Source organism: Catenulispora sp. MAP12-49 (genome assembly GCF_041262705.1).
Taxonomy (GTDB): Bacteria; Actinomycetota; Actinomycetes; order Streptomycetales; family Catenulisporaceae; genus Catenulispora.
Window position 1 is genome coordinate 105,964 of sequence record NZ_JBGCCP010000008.1, and the last position, 18,976, is coordinate 124,939.

11 protein-coding genes and 1 pseudogene are annotated in these 18,976 nt (G+C 67.9%); 5 read left to right on the forward strand and 7 right to left on the reverse strand.

The annotated features are described in order from the left end of the window. Positions 1 to 51: 51 nt before the first annotated feature. The 3 genes from ABIA35_RS17340 to ABIA35_RS17350 all read left to right on the forward strand — a co-directional run bounded on the left by ABIA35_RS17340 (position 52) and on the right by ABIA35_RS17350 (position 6,727). A complete protein-coding gene (locus ABIA35_RS17340) occupies positions 52 to 3,372 on the forward strand; it encodes a discoidin domain-containing protein (protein WP_370358539.1) in 3,321 nt (1,106 codons plus the stop codon). 296 nt (positions 3,373 to 3,668) lie between these two features. Continuing rightward, entirely contained in the window at positions 3,669 to 5,108 is a 1,440-nt protein-coding gene (locus ABIA35_RS17345; RefSeq protein WP_370358540.1) for a hypothetical protein, read from the forward strand. Positions 5,109 to 5,218: 110 nt separating this feature from the next. Further along, positions 5,219 to 6,727 carry a GGDEF domain-containing protein gene (locus ABIA35_RS17350; protein ID WP_370358541.1) on the forward strand — a complete coding sequence of 503 codons (1,509 nt, stop codon included), beginning with the start codon at positions 5,219 to 5,221 and terminating at the stop codon, positions 6,725 to 6,727. A gap of 437 nt (positions 6,728 to 7,164) precedes the next feature. On the opposite strand, the gene ABIA35_RS17355 is transcribed toward ABIA35_RS17350, so the two are convergent. Continuing rightward, a complete protein-coding gene (locus ABIA35_RS17355; protein WP_370358542.1) occupies positions 7,165 to 7,938 on the reverse strand; it encodes a neprosin family prolyl endopeptidase in 774 nt (257 codons plus the stop codon). 265 nt (positions 7,939 to 8,203) lie between these two features. Between ABIA35_RS17355 and ABIA35_RS17360 the strand changes: the two are divergent. Together ABIA35_RS17360 and ABIA35_RS17365 are read left to right on the forward strand one after the other, a co-directional pair. Beyond that, positions 8,204 to 9,152 (forward strand): annotated as a pseudogene (locus ABIA35_RS17360) (tetratricopeptide repeat protein). A 151-nt stretch (positions 9,153 to 9,303) separates the two neighbouring features. Beyond that, entirely contained in the window at positions 9,304 to 11,007 is a 1,704-nt protein-coding gene (locus ABIA35_RS17365; RefSeq protein ID WP_370358544.1) for a sigma-70 family RNA polymerase sigma factor, read from the forward strand. A 54-nt stretch (positions 11,008 to 11,061) separates the two neighbouring features. Here the strand turns inward: ABIA35_RS17365 and ABIA35_RS17370 are convergent, their stop codons facing one another. The 6 genes from ABIA35_RS17370 to ABIA35_RS17395 all read right to left on the reverse strand — a co-directional run bounded on the left by ABIA35_RS17370 (position 11,062) and on the right by ABIA35_RS17395 (position 18,948). After that, positions 11,062 to 11,385 (reverse strand): hypothetical protein, encoded by a 324-nt coding sequence (locus tag ABIA35_RS17370; RefSeq protein ID WP_370358545.1) that lies wholly within the window; start codon positions 11,383 to 11,385, stop codon positions 11,062 to 11,064. Between the two features lie 85 nt (positions 11,386 to 11,470). Then, positions 11,471 to 12,319: an RNA polymerase sigma factor gene (locus tag ABIA35_RS17375; RefSeq protein WP_370358546.1), complete on the reverse strand. Its 849-nt coding sequence runs from the start codon at positions 12,317 to 12,319 to the stop codon at positions 11,471 to 11,473. A 1,252-nt stretch (positions 12,320 to 13,571) separates the two neighbouring features. Then, a complete protein-coding gene (locus tag ABIA35_RS17380; RefSeq protein WP_370358547.1) occupies positions 13,572 to 15,686 on the reverse strand; it encodes a galactosylceramidase in 2,115 nt (704 codons plus the stop codon). Then, positions 15,683 to 16,648, reverse strand: coding sequence for a carbohydrate kinase family protein (locus tag ABIA35_RS17385; RefSeq protein ID WP_370358548.1), 966 nt, complete (start codon positions 16,646 to 16,648; stop codon positions 15,683 to 15,685). Before ABIA35_RS17385 ends, ABIA35_RS17380 begins: the two co-directional genes overlap by 4 nt. Before the next feature lie 52 nt (positions 16,649 to 16,700). Then, positions 16,701 to 18,356 carry a hypothetical protein gene (locus tag ABIA35_RS17390; RefSeq protein WP_370358549.1) on the reverse strand — a complete coding sequence of 552 codons (1,656 nt, stop codon included), beginning with the start codon at positions 18,354 to 18,356 and terminating at the stop codon, positions 16,701 to 16,703. Between the two features lie 91 nt (positions 18,357 to 18,447). After that, the gene (locus ABIA35_RS17395) at positions 18,448 to 18,948 is read right to left on the reverse strand and encodes a peroxiredoxin family protein (RefSeq protein ID WP_370358550.1); all 501 of its coding nucleotides are present in this window, start codon (positions 18,946 to 18,948) and stop codon (positions 18,448 to 18,450) included. Positions 18,949 to 18,976: the final 28 nt, after the last annotated feature.

The following is an 18,976-nucleotide window of genomic DNA, read 5'->3' on the forward strand; positions in this document are numbered from 1 at the left end:
AAGAAAGGAAGTAGCCTCGTGAGTCCAGTACCAAGAATCAGAAGACGGTTGGTGGTCGCAGTCGCGGCCATCAGCCTGGCAACAGCCGGCCTGGCGGGAATGAACGTCGCGAGCGCCTCAGGCTCGGTCGGATCGGACGGCTCCGGCGGGGTCGTCGTCGGTGCCGGATATCTGCGTATCGGGATGGACGGCACCGGACAGGTCACCAGTCTGGCCGACGCGCGAACCGGCGTGAACTATCTGGCGACCGGGCACGGCACCGCTCCGCTGGTCAGTCTGATGGTCGGCGGGCAGCAGGTGATGCCCTCGACGCTGACGCTCAGCGGCAACACGCTGGTGTTCACCGGCTCCGGCGGGTTCGAGGTCGATGTCGCGGTCCAGGACATGACCACCTACTCGACGCTCACCGTCACCAAGGCCACCGCCCCCAACGGCGGCGACCTGCAGACCCTGCTGTGGGGGCCACTGCCCACGGACATCACCCAGACCCTCGGCGAGAGCGTCGGCATCGTCCGCGACAACAACTTCGCCATCGGGATGAAGCCGCTGACCGACCGCACCGAGGGCGGCTGGCCCCGCGAGGAGGTGAACACCGGCATCGGCTGGGAGAACCAGGTCGCTGCCAACCCCTCCAACGTTCAGGTGGCTCCACTGGAGGAGTGGAGCGTCGGCGCGAGCACGTCGTGGGGCACGCTGCTGCGTGCCTTCACCTTCGACTACACCAAGCAGCGCAACCGCATGACCGACGCCGACGGTAACGCCGCCTACCCGATCCCGGTCGGGCCGCTGCCGAACGGTCAGGGCAGCGTCGTCGGCTCGAAGATCGCTCTGTACGGCACCACACCGGACATGGCGCTGACTGAACTGTCGAACATCGCCAAAGACCAGGGCCTGCCCTACCCCACGATCAACGGACAATGGCAGAAGGCAGCCCAGGCGACGTCCCAGTCGATCCTGGTGGTCAACGACCTGAACACCGGCGATGTGGATCAGGCCGCCAGTCTGGCGAAGGCCGGCGGGATGAACATGGTCTACGCCCTCGGCAGCACCGACGGCCCCTGGCAGACCGACGGTCACTATCAGTTCGACGGCAGTTTCGGCGGCACCGACACTGCCGCGACAGCGCTGGTGAACCAAGCCAAGGCCGACGGCATCCAGGTGGGCACCCACACCTTGTCGGACTTCGTCAGTTACAGCGACCCCTACGCCGCGCCCTCGATGAGCCCCGACCTGACCGTCGGAACGGCGACCACCGCGACCCAGAGCATCGCCGCCGGCGACACCACCGTCTACCTGGCAAGCTGCGCACCGTTGGCCTCCAGCATCCAGGGACACCTGATGAAGCTCGACAGCGAGGTCGTCAGCTACGGAACGGTCACTCCGATCAGCGGGGGATGCCAGGTCAGCGGCCTGGGCCGGGGAAGCTGGAGCACCCCGGCGACCTCCCACCCGGCCGGCGCCACCGTCACCCGGATCCCGCAGAACGCCTACGGCGGCGGGATCGGCGGGCTGAACATCATCAACGCCGTCGCCACCAGGTTCGCCACCATCTGGAACACCACCGGCGTCGACGGCATGTCGTTCGACGGACTGGAGTCGGCCTCGCAGTCCGGCTGGGGCGCATACGGACTCGCCAGCCTCGTCAACGGCACGTTCCGGCAGCAGAACAGCCCGGACGGTTTCATCTCCGAGACCAGCCGTGAGGGCTCGAACATCTGGGACGGCATCTCTCGTGCCAGCTGGGGCGAGGTCGGCTCCACCAGCATGAACCAGCTCTACATCCACAACGCCTACTACCAGGCCAACTACCTGCCCGGAATGCTGGGCTGGATCGGCCTGGACGGCAACGGCAGCCTGTCGTCCCTGGAGGACACCCTGGCCCGCGCCGCGAGCTTCAACGCCGGATCCGGCTTCCGGACCTCGATATCCAGCCTGGCCAACGGCTCCAACACCGCCACACTGCTGAACGCCATCAAGCAGTGGGACACCGCGCGCAACCTCGGCGCGTTCACCCCGGCGCAGCAGGCGGCGTTCCGCGACCAGTCCACGCACTGGCACCTGTCCGTCATCACGGCCGGCCAGAGCTGGTCCCTGCAGCAACTCGACGCTTCAGGTGCCAACATCGGCTCGCCCCAGACGGTCACCGCGCCTACTCCCGCCTTCCCGAACACCGCACTGCCGGGCATGACCGCCGGCAGCCTCTACGAGGCACGAGCCGTCGCCAACGTCCCGTCGATCATCCACTACGCCGTCACCGCCGGCGCCCTGCCAGCAGGTCTGACGCTCAACGCCGACACCGGCGGCATCACCGGCATCCCGACCACCGGCACGCCATCCACGTTCACCATCACCGGAACCGGAGCGCCCGGAACCGCCAACGCCCAGCAGACCTTCACCATCGGAGCCGGTAGTACGCCGACTGCCGGAACGCTGGATCTGACGTCAGCGTTCAACAACGTCGGCATCACCTCGCAGTCCAACGTCACGCCAGGGAACTTCGACGGCCAAGGCAACAGCTTCTCCGCCGAACAGCTCAGCGCCGCCGGCATCACCCCCGGCAGCATGATTCCCAGGGCGGGAAGCGCCTTCCTGTGGCCCAACGTGGCCGCGGGCAGCCCTGACAACGTGGCAGGCAGCTCGGCCGTGATCCAGGGCGGCGGACACGGCGGCAGCACCCTGTTCTTCCTCGGATCCGAGGCCGGCGACGTCACCGACAACGTCACCGTCACCTACACCGACGGCACCACCACGACCGGCACCATCGGCTTCCCGAACTGGGCCGACTCCAGCCCGACCGAGTTCGGCTCCACGCTCGCTATCTCCACACAGGGCCGGGATCTCCAGTCCGGATACGGAGACACCACCCGCACCTTCCGACTGTTCACCAACCAGATCACCATCGACCCGACGAAGACCATCGCGACCGTCACCCTGCCGGCCAACTCGAAGATCCATACCTTCGCGCTGACCGCCGGAACCCTGAACGGCACGAACCTGTCCCAGGGCAAACCGGCGACCGCGTCGAGCACTGAGAGCTCGTCCTACCCGGCGTCCAACGCGGTGGACGGCAACTCCTCGACCCGGTGGTCCAGCCAGTTCAGCGACCCGCAGTGGCTGCAGGTCGACCTCGGCACGCCGCAGACGTTCACCAAGGTGGTGCTCTCCTGGGAGGCCGCCTACGGCAAGGACTACCAGATCCAGACCTCCAACGACGCCACCAACTGGACGACCGTCTACACCCGCACCGGCGGCACCGGAGGAACCGAAACGCTGACCGGCTTCACCGGCACCGGCCGCTACGTCCGGATGTACGGCACGGCCCGCGGAACCCAGTGGGGATACTCGCTGTACGAGTTCCAAGTCATCAGCTAAGCCGACAGGCTCCACGGATTGGCTTACCACCGGGTGGCCTGCGACGCATAACAGCGTCGCAGGCCACCTGGCCTTAGCACCCGCCTGACAGCGATGATCCTGACCCGCCGTCGCCGAGTCCGGGGTGGGCCAGTAGTCAGACGCCTGATCCCGCATGGAAGGGACGTCATCACTCCGCGAAAGTCGGTCGGATTGGTCGCGTGTCTTCTGTAATACCTGGGGCGGCTGAGCATCTCCTAGCGCAGAGGCAAGGAAGCGGGCCCGCCGCGCGGTGCCCTGAAAAGCTAGGAAAGCACATGACAAGCAACGATCTTCAAGCAGTAGCGACGACACGCCGGCCGCGCCGTCGCCGACTCGTCGCCCTGGGTGCGGCCATCGCCGCGGTGGTATCGACGGCGGTCCCGCTCGCCGTCCCCGCCTCGGCCGACTCGGGGCCGGTGAGCATTGTCGACCACCACGTGGTGGTCCTGGTGAACTTCAGCGACAAAACCTTGTCGACCGCCGCGACCTCGCACGCCGACGCGGTGCAGCAGTTGTTCAAGGCTCCCGACTCCGTGGCCGCGTACTACGCCGCCAACTCCGGCGGTCGGGTGAGCGTCGTACCGGCGCAGGGCGATGGTGTGTTCGGGCCCTTCACCATCGACGTGCCCAGTTCCAGCTGCGACACCGGCAAGATCGCCGACCTGGCGCGCCAGAACCTGCCGGCCGGCCTGAGCTATGACCACCTGTCGATCGTCATTCCCGGCACCGGCGCGTGCAGCTGGTGGGGACTCGGTCAGGTCGGCGGCTCCGTCACCTGGTTCCAGGAGGGAGCAGTCAGCGGTGGCGAGACCACCGCCGCCGTCCACGAGTTCGGCCACAATCTGGGCTACGACCACGAGATGCGCCAACTGTGCCCGCTGGGGAAGTTCACCGGATGCGCGAACGACGGCAACAGCCACGTCACCCCGATGGGCGGCGGCGGCGACCACAAGGGACTGTCGGCCCCTGAACTCATAGCCATGAAATGGCTGCCGCCCACCGAGATCGCCACGCCCAAGGCCACTGCGACGGTCCACCTCACTCCGCTGCACGCCGCCACGTCCGCCGCCGGCACCCGCGCGATCGACATGCCGCTGGGCACCGCCGGCGACCGGCTCGTCATCGAATACCGCGCCCCGATCGCGAACAGCGTGGACACCGACGTCGAGAACCCCGGCGTCTTCGTCTTCCGCATCGACGGCGGCCACTACACCAGCGCCACCGAGATTCGCAACACCACCGAGGACAAGAACAAGATGGTCGGATCCTTCACCGGCACAACGCCGATCACCGACCTGGCCGACCACATCGCGATCACCTACAGTGCCATGACCGGCGACGGCGTCGACGTCCACCTCGAGCTCAACTACCCCTCGACCGCGACGAGCACCGCGCCCACCAGCCCCAGCCCGAGCCACAGCGCGACTCACACTCCCTCGCCCAGCCACAGCACCCACACCACGTCCAAGCCTTCCGCTACCCCGCATTCGAGCCCCCGCTCGAGCAGCAGCGGTGACGGCACGGACGACCTTGGCGTGACCTCCAGCCCGTCACACACCGCATCGGAGCCCCCGGTTTCGGCGGCCGCCGCGGGCAAGCCTTTGGCCCACACCGGCGCGAACATCTTGTTCCCCGCCCTGGCCGCCACCGGCGTCGTCGGGCTTGGGGCGGTATTCCTCCTGCGCGCACGGCGACTGAAGAACCGGCGTCACTGACGACCTGTTCGACGGCGCAGCCCGTCCCCCACACGCACCCTTCAAGCTGCGGACCCCGCGATCGACGGCTAGCCTTCCAGCCCGGGGTCTGCAGCGAGGAGGTGTGAGCTGTGCACGGAAGCGACGACCGAGACCGGCTTCCCGGTTCGACCGACACGCTGGTCGAGCTGAAGAACACCGGTGGCATCCGAGCTTTGCTGACGCAGTCCGAGCGCATACTCCAGGAGTCCAGCGATGCCGATGAGCGCGCTGTGGCTTCGGTAATGCGCATGTCGGCGCTGCTCGACCTCGACGACGCCGGACAGGAGTACCTCGAAGCGGAGCAGGACGCCCTCCAAGCCGTCGAACTTGTCGCCGAGCCTGTGGCATTGGGGCTGTTCCATACAGAGGCTGCTGCCGGTTCCCGGTTCAACGGGGACTGGGACGCGGCCTTGCAGCACCTGCTGGACGGGGAGCAGGCGCTGGACTCAGCGGCGACGCCGACGTATCTGTCCGCATTCGCCTGGCGCGCACTGTCGTACTGCCAAGCCTGGATCGGGCTGCCCGAGGCGGCCACGTCCTCCCTGGCTCGCTGCGAGGAGCAGGCGGTCGGCCGGTGGCCCGTGCTGGCCAGCAATCTGACCCCCAGGCTGACCGCCGCGCTGCTGTTGGACGATATCGGAGACACGGACGCCTGCGTTCGCCAGCTGGAGGAGATCGCACGGGTCGTCCGCGCCGAGGAGTCCGTGGAGTTCACTACCTTGTCGTTCTGGGACAAGATGAACGCCTCCTACGCGCTGGCCCGGCTGCTGGTGCTCGGTGGCGAACCGGGGGTGGATCCGCGAAGGTTGGCACCGCCGGTCAGCCCGATGTTCCCCGAGCTCAGGAAGCGCAAGGTACTGGCGTGCATGGCGATCGCCGCAGGGCGGCCGACAGCGGCGCTGGCCTTCTTCGACTCCCTCGACGTGGACAGCGAAGCATACGCCGCCGAGCACTACCGGCTGCGATCCATCGCCCACTCGGCCATCGGTGACCACGCCGGGGCGCTCGCCGCCGAGCGGCAGTCCTTCCGCCTCATGAGTCAGCGGCTGTTCCTCATCCAGCGTTCCCTGGCCAACCGGGTCGTGCGCGGCCCGGACCCGGCGATGCTGGAGACGACTCTGGCCGGCTACGCGGCGCAGGCGCTGACCGATCCGCTCACGGGACTGCCGAACCGGCGCCACCTCGACGAGCGGCTGGCCGAGTTGATCGACTCCGGCCGCCCGGCTGCCGTCGGGGTACTGGACCTGGACCGGTTTAAGCAGGTCAACACGGTTCACGGCCACATCGGCGGCGACAACGTCCTGCGCCGCGTCGGCGACATCCTGGCCTCAGCCCTGCGGGTCGGGGACCTCATCGCGCGCTACGGCGGAGACGAGTTCGTCATCATCCTTCCCGACACCTCGCTGAGCGACGCCCACATCATCGGCGCCCGTGCCACCGCGCTGCTCGCCGCAGCCGACTGGAACGACATCGCGCCGGACACGCCGATCGGAGCCAGCGTCGGCTGGGCCGACATCCGCGACCACCGCTCGGCCACGGACGTTATCAACGCGGCGGACGTGCGCATGTACACGCACAAGCTCAGCTACGAGCCTTGATGCCAGAGGCGGTGGAAGGCAGTTTTCGGTGCTGCGGGCGGCGTAGCTGACCAAAAGGGTGGCAGCGCGGGCCGCGTCCAACGCCGGCAACTGGCGCCGCACGCCCGCACCGGCCGTGCGATGCAGCTCCGCCGACACCCGGTACACCGCCGCCGAGTGTCGCCGTTGAGCTCGGCGTCCACGGTCCAGCCGATCTCGACCGTGGAGGCCATCAGAACACTGGCACACGTGATGCCGGTCCGCCGCTGCCCGCTGACGAAGTCGTAGCAGGCTCCGTACCGGCAGATCGGGCCGCTGGGGCCGAGGCTGCGAGCGGGAGTCGGCTGGGCGGCGGCGCCGGGGCGACGGCGGACGCGGAGGTGGAGGTGGCGGCGGAGGTGGATGGTGCCGCGATCAGGCCGACGAACAGCATCGCGGTGGTGATGGCGCCTCAGAACCTAGCAAGCACCGGGACCGCCGAGGTTGAAGGAGGTGGCGGTGGCCGCGCCGTAGTCGTAGTAGCCGGGGTCGGTGGCTGTGACGGTCAAATCGGGTGCGGCGTCCGAGCCGTAGAGCTCGAATCCGGATATCGAGGAGGAGCCGGGACTGCTGCCGTAGGCGCCGTCGCCCATCTGCGTGCAGGCCATCTGGTTGCTTGAGGCGACCTCGCCGAAGGAGGAGATGGAGTATGCGGTGGTGAACGCACCGCCCCACAGCGATCCGGGGAAGTATCCGAACGGGACATTGTTGTAGTACGCCCACCAGTCGCCGTTGTAGTTCACCAGGCTGAACCTGCCGGTGGCGCCGGGGGTCAGTGTCATTCCGGCCTGCACGGTCGAGGAGGTCTGGACGAAGCCGCATGCGTTGTAACACGTGCCCTGGCCGTTGACCCAGTGGTAGACGAACAGGTGGGTCTGGTAGTCGCCGTTGACTCCGGGGTCCACCGACCAACCGATCTCTATGGTGTCGGCGGTCGTGGTGTCGTAAGTGTTCTGCAGGGCCAGTTCCTGCAGCGAGTGGCCATTGGAGGCCACACCGTAGGGGTCGGCCTGGTACATGTCGACGCTGGCGCCCGTGGCCGCCGCGTCCTGCCGCCCGGTGACGTAGCTGTAGCAGGACCCGAACCAGCAGACGTCGGCGTGCGCGCTGCTCGCGGGCAGGACGACGGCGCCGGCCGCCGCCGCGGACAGGACGGCCGCGGCTATACGGCTTCTGCGGATCGTGCGGGACATTCTCGATGGCATGGGGGTGCCTCCGGTGGGGAGTGGGCGCGCCGTGCGCGCCGAGGGGGGTGGCGCGGGCGAGGAACTGCCGAGGGCAGATCGCGGTGCCGGATTCCGGAAGGCGCGGCACCGCGCTCTCGACTTAAATGAGGAGCTAACTCCACTTACTGTGTGGGTTAACGTAGAGCACGGATATCCCGAGGCGCAAGGTCTTGGGAGGATTTGTGATACGAGTTCGGTGAACGATCTGAAACAAGGCGATGAGGAGAACGCGATGCCCGTTGCCGGCACCGGTCCGGAGAGCCCGGATCAGGTCGGCGCGCGCCTTCAGCGTCTGCGGAGCGCGCGGGGCATGACCCAGCGTGCTCTGGCAGAGCCTGGATACACCGCGGCGTACGTGTCCACGGTGGAGGCCGGCAAAGCGAACCCCTCCGAGGCCGTGCTGCGCTACTTCGCCGATCGGCTCGCCGTCAGCTACGAGGAACTGGCGATCGGCGTGCCGGACGGGTTGCGCGCCGAGATCTACGACAAACGGGCCGAGGGTGTCCGACCCGGTGGCCGTCGCCACCTTGCACCGCTCGGTCGCGCGCACCATGGCAGTCGGCGGCCGGTTCGCCGACGCCGAGGCCTCGCTGGCCAAGGCGCAGGAGGTGTATCAACAGTGGGAGATCCGCGCGGAGCTAGCGCAGTGCCACTGGATGCGCGGCTACTTGCACGCCCAGCACGACCGGCTCGCTGACGCCGAGTCCGAACTGCGCACCGCCGCCGAAATGCTGCGTGTCACCGGCGCGACGTTCTACGCGGTGCAGGTCGAGGTCGAACTCGCCGACGTCCGCTGGAAACTGGGACATATCATCGAAGCCGAGGAACTCCTCAACGCGCTGCTGACCGGCCTCGGGCCCGGCCACGGGGCGATCCACGCCGCCGCCGCGCACCGCCTGCTCGGCATGATCCGTGACCGCGCCCAGGATCCGGACGACGCCGAACGGCACTACCGCACGGCGATCGAGATCCAGCAGGAAGCCGACCTCACCGGCGACCTGGCCGACACCTCGCGCCTGCTCGGCGACCTGCTCGACCGGCAAGGCCGTACCCGCGAAGCCCTCGCGGCCTATCGACGAGGGCTGACCGGGCTGGCGCGCCCGGGCACGACGACCCTTGGCCCGGCGCCACTGCCACCACCGGTCATCCCCGCGGACGCGGCGAACTCCCGCAGCGTGTGACGATCAGGTTCATTGTCTTCAACTCCGCGAAGCAGCGTCATCCAGCTCATGCGGATCTTCCAGGCGGCCGGCAGATTTCTGCAACGTGGTCGCTCCTGCGGGATCTCCCTTCATGAACGACGACGCCGAACCTGATGGATGGAGCGCGAGGATGGACAACCTGGCAGTGGACGCGGAGCTGGTCGCGGCAGCTCGGGACGGTTCCCTGGAAGCGATGGACGAGCTGGTCGGCAGGTCCTTGCCGCTGGTCTACAACATCGTCGGGCGGGCGCTGCCGGGGCGCGCGGACGTCGACGACGTGGTGCAGGACGCGATGCTGTGCGTCGTGCGCGGGCTGTCCGGGCTCCGGGACGGCAACGCGTTCCGGTCCTGGCTGGTCGCGGTGACCATGAACCAGATCCGGCGGCACTATCGGTCTCGTCCGACGGCGTCGATCGGTCTGGAGGAGTACTCGGTGGTGGCCGATCCGGGTGCGGACTTCGTCGACCTCACACTGACGCAGCTGGGCCTGTCCGGGCAGCGGCGGGAGACGGTGGAGGCGACACGCTGGCTGGACGAGGACGACCGGGAGCTGCTGTCGCTGTGGTGGCTGGTGGTCGCCGGCCACTTGACCCGGTCGGAGATGGTAGACGCGATCGGCCTTAACGCCTCGGTGGTCACGGTTCGGGTGAACCGGATGAAGGCGCAGCTGGAAACCGGGCGCTTGGTGGTGCGTGCGCTGGGCGCCGTCCCCCGGTGCGCCGACCTGAGTCAGATCCTGGACCCGTGGGAGGGCCGGCCAAGTCCGCTGTGGCGTAAGCGGATCGCCCGGCATCTGCGTCAATGCGAGCGCTGCGGTGGTCTGGGGGCGGATCTGATCGCCCCGGAGCGGCTGTTGGCCGGGCTGGCCCTGGTTCCGGTGCCGTTCGGGCACGCTGCACGCACCACGACCGCATCGGCTGCTTCGACGGTTCCCGGCACATCCCCCCGCGCGCACGCGGCCGCTCATCGTGCTTCCCATGTCCGCAGGCATCGCGCAGGGAACTCACTGACGCTTGCGGGCAAACCGCTCCTGGTGGCAGTCGCTGTGGTGACCACGATAGCCAGCGCGTGGGGCGTCGCGGCGCTGGCTCGCCCGGGTGGCGGCAACGACTCCGGCCTCGCGATGGCAGGAGACGCCGGCGGCACGCGGAGCTCCACGTCCGGGGCGACAACGGCCGATACTTCGTCGTCGACACAGACTGCCACCTTGTCCCCGACACCGGCCGCCACTACGTCCCCTACCCGGACGCCGACGCATAAGCCTTCATCCACCCCGACACAGACGAAGCCCTCCACGCACCCGAGCAGCCACACGCCGACACCTTCGTCGTCGTCATCCGCCACGACGCCACCGCCATCGACGCACACCACGACGCCCACCACCACCGCACCGAGCAGCACATCACAGGCGAACACGCCCGCCGATCAAGTCCTGGCCTTGATCAACGCAGCCCGTGCAGCACAAGGCCTGCACCCCTACCGCATGGACGCACACATGACCACTGTCGCCGACACGCACAACCGCCTCATGATCGACGGCTGCGGTTTCAGCCACTACTGCGCCGGCGAACCCGACCCCTGCAGCCGGGACGCCGGCCCGGACGGCCCCGGGATGTGGTGCGGCGAGAACATAGCATCCCTCGGGCCAGTCGGTGACAGCAGCGAGAACACCCTTGTCGCGCTCGGCAAGAAGATGACCCAGAGCCTGCTCGCGGAGAACCCCGACAAAGGCCACCGCTACAACCTGCTCAGCCCGGTCCACGTCTCGATCGGGATCTCGATCATCTACGACCACGGAACGGTGTGGATGACCCAGGAGTTCAGCGACTCCTGACTCGGGATCCACACCGATGCGGCGGCCTGCTGTCGGCGCCAACGCTTCAAGCGCTCATGAGGTCATCACCCGCCATGTGACGAGCAGCCCGCCCGCATACACCGCGACACCAGCCGGCAAGCCGCACCACATCCAACCGCCGCGCCACCACATACCCAACGCGACCGACACACCCGCCGCCGCGACCAGCCCCACCCACGGTGCACCCCACATCGTCAGCATCCCCGCCCCTGTGCAGCGGAACGCCGGGTTGTCCTTCGAGCAGTCATCCGTCGCGAAGATCAACAGAAACGAGGCCAGGCAGTTCAGCAATGCCCCCAACCCGGCGAGCACGCCGACCACCACCAGGTAGGCCGTCGGCAACCGCTGCGAACCCACCGCACTCACTCCATACGCACCAGAGACCATGACGCCCCGCCTACTCGGCTTGTTCGGATATCAGCCATCGTAGAAACCGGAGTGATCACATCGCCTGAGTGCTGATACTCAATGTCCCGCACCCGGTACTCACATCCCTTCGGGTACGCCGGGTCCGCGGGTATGAGCCGGGCGGAGGCTCAGGCCGGCTCGGTGGCAGGGCCGTCGAGGCGATGGCCAGTAGCCGTTCGGTGGGGACCAGCTCCTCTACCCAGCGCAGGCAGTGGTCGCAGTCGCGCACGTGTCGCCAGATCCGCTTGCGCCACAGTGGTGACGGTCGGCCCGGCCAGTTCGCGGTTACCCCGGCGAGTGTGTGGCAGGGAGGAGCGGCGGACAGGGCTCTGACAACGTGTCGTGCGTTGTCCAGCTTCGCTTTCATCCGGGAGACGCGCATGCTCATGGCGTGCGTCGTCAGTCCTAACGCGGTGACCACCCTGGTCCGGCTCAGCTGCCCGGCTTCCGTGAGCCACCACAGGGAGAGCAGTTCTTGGTCGCCGTCGTCCAGCCAGCGGGTCGCCTCGGCGATCTGGCGGCGCTGTCGGGCCAGCCCGAGCTCCCAGATCACCAGGTCGGCGACATCCGAGCCGGGATCGGCCAGGCCCTCGAATGCTTCCGGTGGTTGGGGGACGGGGGGGCGGTGGTGTTTGCGGATCTGGTTCGTGGCGATGGCCATCAGCCAGCTGTGGAACGCCGCGGGCTCGCGCAGCTTCGGCAGCCCCCGCAGGAGGTGCAGCATCGTCTCCTGCACGGCGTCCTCGGCGTCGAATTGGTATGCCAGAGCTCGTCCTATGACCATCGAGACCACGGGCAGACAGCCGGTGACCAGAGCGTCGAGTGCGGCGCCGTCGCCGTCGCGGGCCGCGGCCACCAGAGCCGTGTCGACCTCTGTGGTCATCCGTTCGGTCTCTCCAGGATTCCGGAACATGACTCCTCCAAAAGAGGCGCCCCTGAGCTATGTGCGGGTGAGTTCCTCGTGTGGGTGCGGCTGGGGTGGGTGGCTTGCAGGCGTTTCTTGACGGCTTCGCGCATGGTTTTGCGGGATCCGTTGGTGGCGCGGGTCGGGGGGGTGGTGCTGGTTTCGCGGGGCGGTGGTGGTGTGGGTAGGTGGGCGGCTCTACTGCGGCAGTCAAGGTCAAGAGCCACAGTCAAGAGCTTGAAGAGCGCCTCCGGCGGCGCCTGCGCGGCGAGCGGCCTCGCTCCGGGGAGTGGGGGCCGCGCTGGCTGCCGGCGGACGTTGCTTGTGGTCGCCTCTGTCCCGGATTCCCCGTCGCATCGTCGCCTTACGGAAGCAGGCCGGTCCGGTGGTATCAAGTCGGATCGCCCAGCTGGTGGCCGGGTATCAGCGACTTGACACCACCGGCCCGGCCTGCTTGGCTACGCCCGCCGACGCGACGGGGAATCCGGGACAAACCCAGCCTGTGGGAAGAGTTCCCGCACCACACGCACACACCGCCCGGCCGCCGCTGTGCCTCGCGAAGTGGACCGAGTCCACACCACAGACCGGGGTTGTCCCGGATTCCCCGTCGCTTCGGCGGTGCTTGCACAACCATCCCGGACTGGGCGGTGTCAAGCCGCCGATACCCGACCACAGCAGCGTGCGATCCGGCTTGACACCGCCCAGGCCGGGATGGTTCCCTCCGGGCGACGAAGCGGCGGGGAATCCGGGACGAAGGCGACCACAAGCAGCGTCCGCCGCCTAGCAGCGCGGCCCCCACTCCCCGGAGCGAGGCCGCTCGCCGCGCAGGCGCCGCCGGAGGCGCTCTTCAGCTCTTGACTGTGGCTCTTGACCTTGACTGCCGCAGTAGAGCCGCCCACCTACCCACACCACCACCGCCCCGCGAAACCAGCACCACCCCCCCGACCCGCGCCACCAACGGATCCCGCAGACCCCGCGCGAAGCCGTCAAGAAACGCCTGTGACTATCAGCCCACAAACAAACCGCAACCAGCCACACCCACCCACCCATAGGTCAGGGGCGCCCCAAAAGAAGGAGATCCGCGGCCACCGTCTGGATTACGAGTTTTCGATGGTCCGCGGGGCGAGAGATTCCAGAAGGCTCAGTGCCACAGGACAGAAGGGGTGCTGGGTGCCGGACTCGTGGACGCGAGTCCGGCACCCAATTGATCGGCTGGCTGAGTTGCGGGCCCTCAGCTGCCGGCGGTCACGGAGAAGTTCGAGAACTGGTCGGTCTGGTATCCGGCGACCCCGAGGCCGGTCAGACCGGTGCTGTAACTGGAGTCGGTGGCTTGCCCCACGACGGTGCCGTCGATGCTGGCGGTCAGCGTGGAGCCCTGCAATCCGAAGGCGATGGTGTGCCAGCTGCCGGTGCCCAGCGCCGTCGCGGTCCCGGACGCCAGCTCAGTGAAGGCCCACAGGTCATCCGGACCCGGAGCGGTTCCCGCGGTGGCGTAGCTCTTCTTGATGGACCAGGCCCCGGTGTCGGACACGTACAGGTGGTAGGCGTCCAGGGCGTGGTTTTCGACTTTCTGTTCGCCGACGCGGCCGAGGAGTTCGACGCTGCCGGATTGTTCGAGCATGACGTCGGAGGTGACGGTGTAGTCGCTCCAGGAGTTGTCGCCGATGATCGTGTATGGGGCGTCGTAGTTCTCGCCGGTCCAGCGGATCGGCTCGGTGGGTGCCATCTGCCGCAGGCAGGTTCCGGTGCGGCCGCCGCCGCAGGAGACGGTGTTGAAAGAGCCGTTCATGTCGGAGAAGTACTTCGGGGAGGTACTGGCTGCCGGAGTCTGGAAGTTGTCGCTGTACGGCAGCGCCAGCGGCGCCGCCGGCGGCGATGTGGCATCGCCCTTGCTCTGCCCTGTAGTGGTGGTCAGGGTGTAGACATAGCCGGGCTGCAGGGTCAGCGAGTAGCTGCCGCCACTGGGCGTGATGTCGGGGAGATTGACGAAGTAGTCGGCGGAGTTCGAGGAGTTCAAGTTGGTGGCCCACACGTGGACGGTGCCGGTCGACAGACCGCCGGCGACGTTGACCGACAACGTCTGCGCCGCGCTGGCGTCGATTGTTTCGATCACGGTGCTGTAGTCGGAGTTGTTCGGCGACTTCCTGCTCACATAACTGCCATTGGAGCGGTCGCCGCCGAGGTAGCCACTGGCCGAATCGAGGTACTGCCAGCCGGGTTGTGCGAACTGGGTGGTGTGCGCGGTGACCCAGGTGGTCTTGCCGATGTGGTAGTTGCCGGACCAGGGCTGGTTGGCGATCGACATGCCGGCGGTGTTCCACGGCAGGTTCGGGTACAGCGCGGCGATGGCCGGCCAGTTCCAGTAGGACGTTATGCGCCCGTCGATGTATTCGCGGTTGATCGACCGGGCCACGGCCGTCGCCCCTTCGTCGGTGGGCTGTGTTCCGCCCTCGCTGTCCCACATGGTTTTGCCGGAGTCGATGGCCAACTGCTGGCCTGGCTGACTGGGGTCGTAGCAGGTTTTGGAATCCGAGTTCCAGCCGCAGGGGTAGTGCACGGCGACGATGTCGACGGCGGCGCTGAACGCCGGGTCCGCGGCCAGGCCTTCTCCGACACGCCATGTGTTGTCATCGTCTGCGATGACTTTCGTGGGGTAGCCGTGGGAGACCAGGGCTGCCTTCAGGTTCTCGTACCAGCCCTTGTCGTAGCCGCGTTCGTCCCAGCCGCCGAGGTAGTCGATGGTCAGGCCGTTCTGTTTGGCGCAGCCGAGCCAGTCCATCAGGTAGTTGATCTCGTCGGTGGACCAGAAGTAGCCGTGGCCGGGATTGGGGTTGTTGGGGTCGTCGACGCCGATCCAGCCGGGCGCGCCCTCGGACAGCGCGGCGAGTTTGAGGTCGGGGTTGCGGGTCTTGGCCTGCTGGGCCAGCCACCACTCGTTGCCCTGGTGACAGTCGACGACACCGCGCGTGTGTTCATGGCTGGGCTGGGAGCCGTCGGAGGAGTTGGTGTCGCCGCCGACCTCGATCTTCAGGCCCTGTAGCGCGGCGCCGTAGCCGGGCTTGAACAGGTAGTCGAGCAGTTGGGTCCGTTGCGGCTCGGGGTAGTCGATCAGCAGGCGGGAGTTGCCGCCGCCGGCGCTGATCGCGCCGACGCCGTCGAAGACCCGCCCGGAACTGGTGCCGTCGACGGTGATCGACACCGCGTCGGCGTGCGCGGGCCGGGCGCCGACCAAGCTGGTCAGGCCGGCGAGGACCAGGATCAGGGTACTGATGAGCGCGAGCGGTCGGGTGGTCCGCGCTGTGGCGGTTCCCTGACGGTGTGGTGGTGCGGTGGCAGTGCGTTTCACGATTCCTCCTCGTTGTGCGCGATGGTTGCTACCGGGGCGGTGGAGGTCGTCGCCGACGCGTAGGTGACGGCCTGGTTCCACGACGGCTGTGCGGCGGTGCCGCCCGCCGCCTGGGTCGAAAGTGCGCCGCAGGCGCAGCCGAGGGCGAGTGCGAGGTCCAGATCGCCGGTGCTGAGAAGTCCGGCCAGGAATCCGGCGTCGAAGCTGTCTCCGGCGCCGACGGTGTCCACCGGATCGACCGGAGTGCTGCGGACGGTGTGGGTCTTCCCGGAGTTGAGTGCCGTCGCGCCGTGTCGGCCGCGTTTGACCACCGGGGTGACTGTGGCGTCGGCGAAGGCGGCCATCGCCGCCCGCACGTCGGATGTACCGGTCAGTGCCAGCGCTTCGGCCTCGTTGGGGAGCAGGTAGTCGCAGACGTCGAGTACGCCGGGGGCCAGCTTCCAGCTGCCGGCGGGGTCGTCGTTGGTGTCCAGGGACGTGGTCCTACCGCGGCTGCGGGCGTCGCCGAACAGTTCCGCCAGGCCGGCGGCCAGGCGCGGTTGCAGGAAGTAGGCCGCGGCATGGACATGGCGTGACGAGGGAAGCTGCTTCGGAGGCTCGAACGAGGCCAGGCACCCGAGCGAGGTCAGGATCGCGCGGTCCCCGTCCGCGCCGCCCAGGCACACGGTCAGCGCCGTGGGCTCCCGCTCGTGCCGCGCGACCAGGCTGATGTCGACTCCCGCCGACGACAGCGCGTCGAGGACGAAGTCACCGGCGGCGTCCCGGCCGACCAACGACACCAACGCCGTGGACAGCCCGAGCCGGGCCGCGCCGTGCGCGACGATCGCCGCCGATCCGCCCAGGGCGAGGGAGCCGGCCTCGACCAGCGTTTCGGCTTGGCCGTATGCCGGGACGGCAGGCGCGCCGGCGATGAGGACGTCGGGATTGGCATCCCCGACCACCACCAGATCGAAGGTCGCCATCACAGTCCCCGTACGCTGTCAGCGCGGGCGTGTGCGAGGGTTATGCGGGTCATTACGGCAGGTGCCGCTTCCGGCTGGTGCCGTTGGTCAGACCAGAGGCGACCGTGCGCAGATGTGCGTTGCTCCCCGAGCACGAGCTGTCGTCAGGGGTGGAGTACTGGTTGGCGCCGATGTCGGGTGCGCATACCGCGGGGACGGTGTTGCCCCAGTAGTCGTGTCCTCCGTTGTTGGGGATGACGGTGCCGGCGCCGATGGCCGGTGAGCCGGCTGTGAGTTGGTATCCGGACACCGTGCCGAGGCCGGTTCCGCCGCTGCCGGGCGACGCAAGCTGGGGATCGGCGGTGATCTGACCGGGTGGGATGTTGGACGTGCTGCTCCCGGACAGGATGTTGTTGGTGAAGGTGGTGCCGTTGTAGTCGTAGCCGCCGCTGCCGTTGTTGACGATGATGTTGTTGGCGAGCGTCAGCGTGGGACCGCCCGTGGTGAGGATTTCGGCGGTGGAGCCTGCGGGCTCGTAGATGGTGTTGTTGTAGAACATGCCGTTGTTCTCGCCGTAGTCGCGCAGGACTTGGCTGCCGTCGTTCTGGCTGACGTTGTAGCGGAACGTGGCATTGGTGGTGGCCGCTCCGGCTTGGTCACCGCAGCCGCAGAACATAGCCATGCCGCCGACGTTGTCGTGGCTGTAGTTGTACTGGTAGACGGTGCCGTCGGTGCCGTAATCGGCGTCCCAGGCCATGCCGTCGCCGTTGTCGGGGAGCTTCTGGGTCGCGTAAGCCTCGTTGTACTGGAACATCACGTTGTCGGCGTTCCACACCCAGATGGCGGCGTTGTCGCCGTTGGGCCGGGCGGAGGTGTCGTACGCGACGTTGTTCTGCGCCAGGCCGTTCTGCGTGTACTGCATGACGATGCCGTCGCCGCCGATGTCGTGCACCGTGTTGTTCTGCACGACGAAGCCGGTCCACGGGTAGTAGGTGTTGGTGCGGCCGGGGTTGCAGCCTTCGTAGCCGGTGGAGGCTCGGCACATCCAGTCGCTGGACATGTTGATGCCGGAGCGGTCGACGGTGTAGATGTCGTTGCCGTCCAGGACCACGTCGTTGAACTTGGTCTTGACCGAGTTGCCCTGGACGTCGAACTGGACGCCGCCGCTGCCCCCGAGGTCCTTGGTGTCCGCACCGTTGACGTCGTGGACGGTGAGGTTGGTGAGCCGGTAGTGGTTGCCGGTGCCGAAGTCCTGCAGCACGATGTGCACGCCGCGGCGGTTCGCGGCCGTGGCGCCGTGGTTGGTGATCTCCAGGTTCCGGATCTCCCAGTACTGCTGGTTGTTCAGCAGGACCGCGTCCGTCGCACCGTCGCCGGCGATGACCGGCTTGGGACCGGTGCCGTAGGTGTCGATGACGATGGGTGCGCCTGATGCGCCCGATCCCTGAGGCGTGAGCGCCCCGTGACAGGTGGTGCCGCGGGCGAAGAGGATCTGGTCGCCGGGGCCGAACGTCGCGGCGTTGACGGAGTCCAGCGAGTTCCAAGGGCTCGACTGGGAGCCGTCGCCGTTGTCGGACTGCGAACAGTCCACGTAGTAGGCCGAGCCTGCTGCTGCGTGCGCCTGAGCTGTGACGGCCAGAGTGGTGATTCCGGTGGGTATCGCGAGGGCGGCGGTGAGTCCGATGAGGCGTCTGCGCCATGAGGACCCGCCAGAGTGCTGGTGTGACACGTGTTTCTCCTTTCAAAGGGCATGTCAAAGGGCATGCGGGAACAGCGGTGCCACGCCCGGGCCGGGCGTGCTGAAACGGGAAGGGTTTTGGTCAGCTGGTGAGTTTGCCGGCGATGACCTGCGCGGCCTGCACGGTGTGCACGGGGGAGTCCCAGCGCTTGATGACGGCGCCAGCGGCGTCCAGCAGGACCACCGTCGGGGTGACCGTCACGTTGTACTGCCGGGCGAGCGCTCGGGCCGGATCGGCGGCCAGCAGGACGCCGCCCAGTTGCCAGTCGTAGTAGGTGTTGGTGAGGGCGTCGCGACCGGCGCCGCTCTCGTCGATGATCTGCGTTGACAGGCCCTTGGCGCCGTACTGCGTCTGCAGGCTGACCAGATCGACCGCCTGGCTCCGTGAGGTCGTCACGGCGGTGTCCGGTTGCGTGGCCAGGAACGCCAGCAGGCGCAGGCTTCCCGTTCCCGCCGTGCGGCCCAGGATGTCGGCGGTGCCGGCGGCCTTCGCCGGTGCGTCGTGGTGTTCGGGCCAGATGGCGGCCGCGGTCGCGCCCGCCGCGATCACCGCCGCCGTGGCCAGCACGGCGAGCCTTTTCATCGGCCTGCTTGCCTGTTGACAGAGCTTT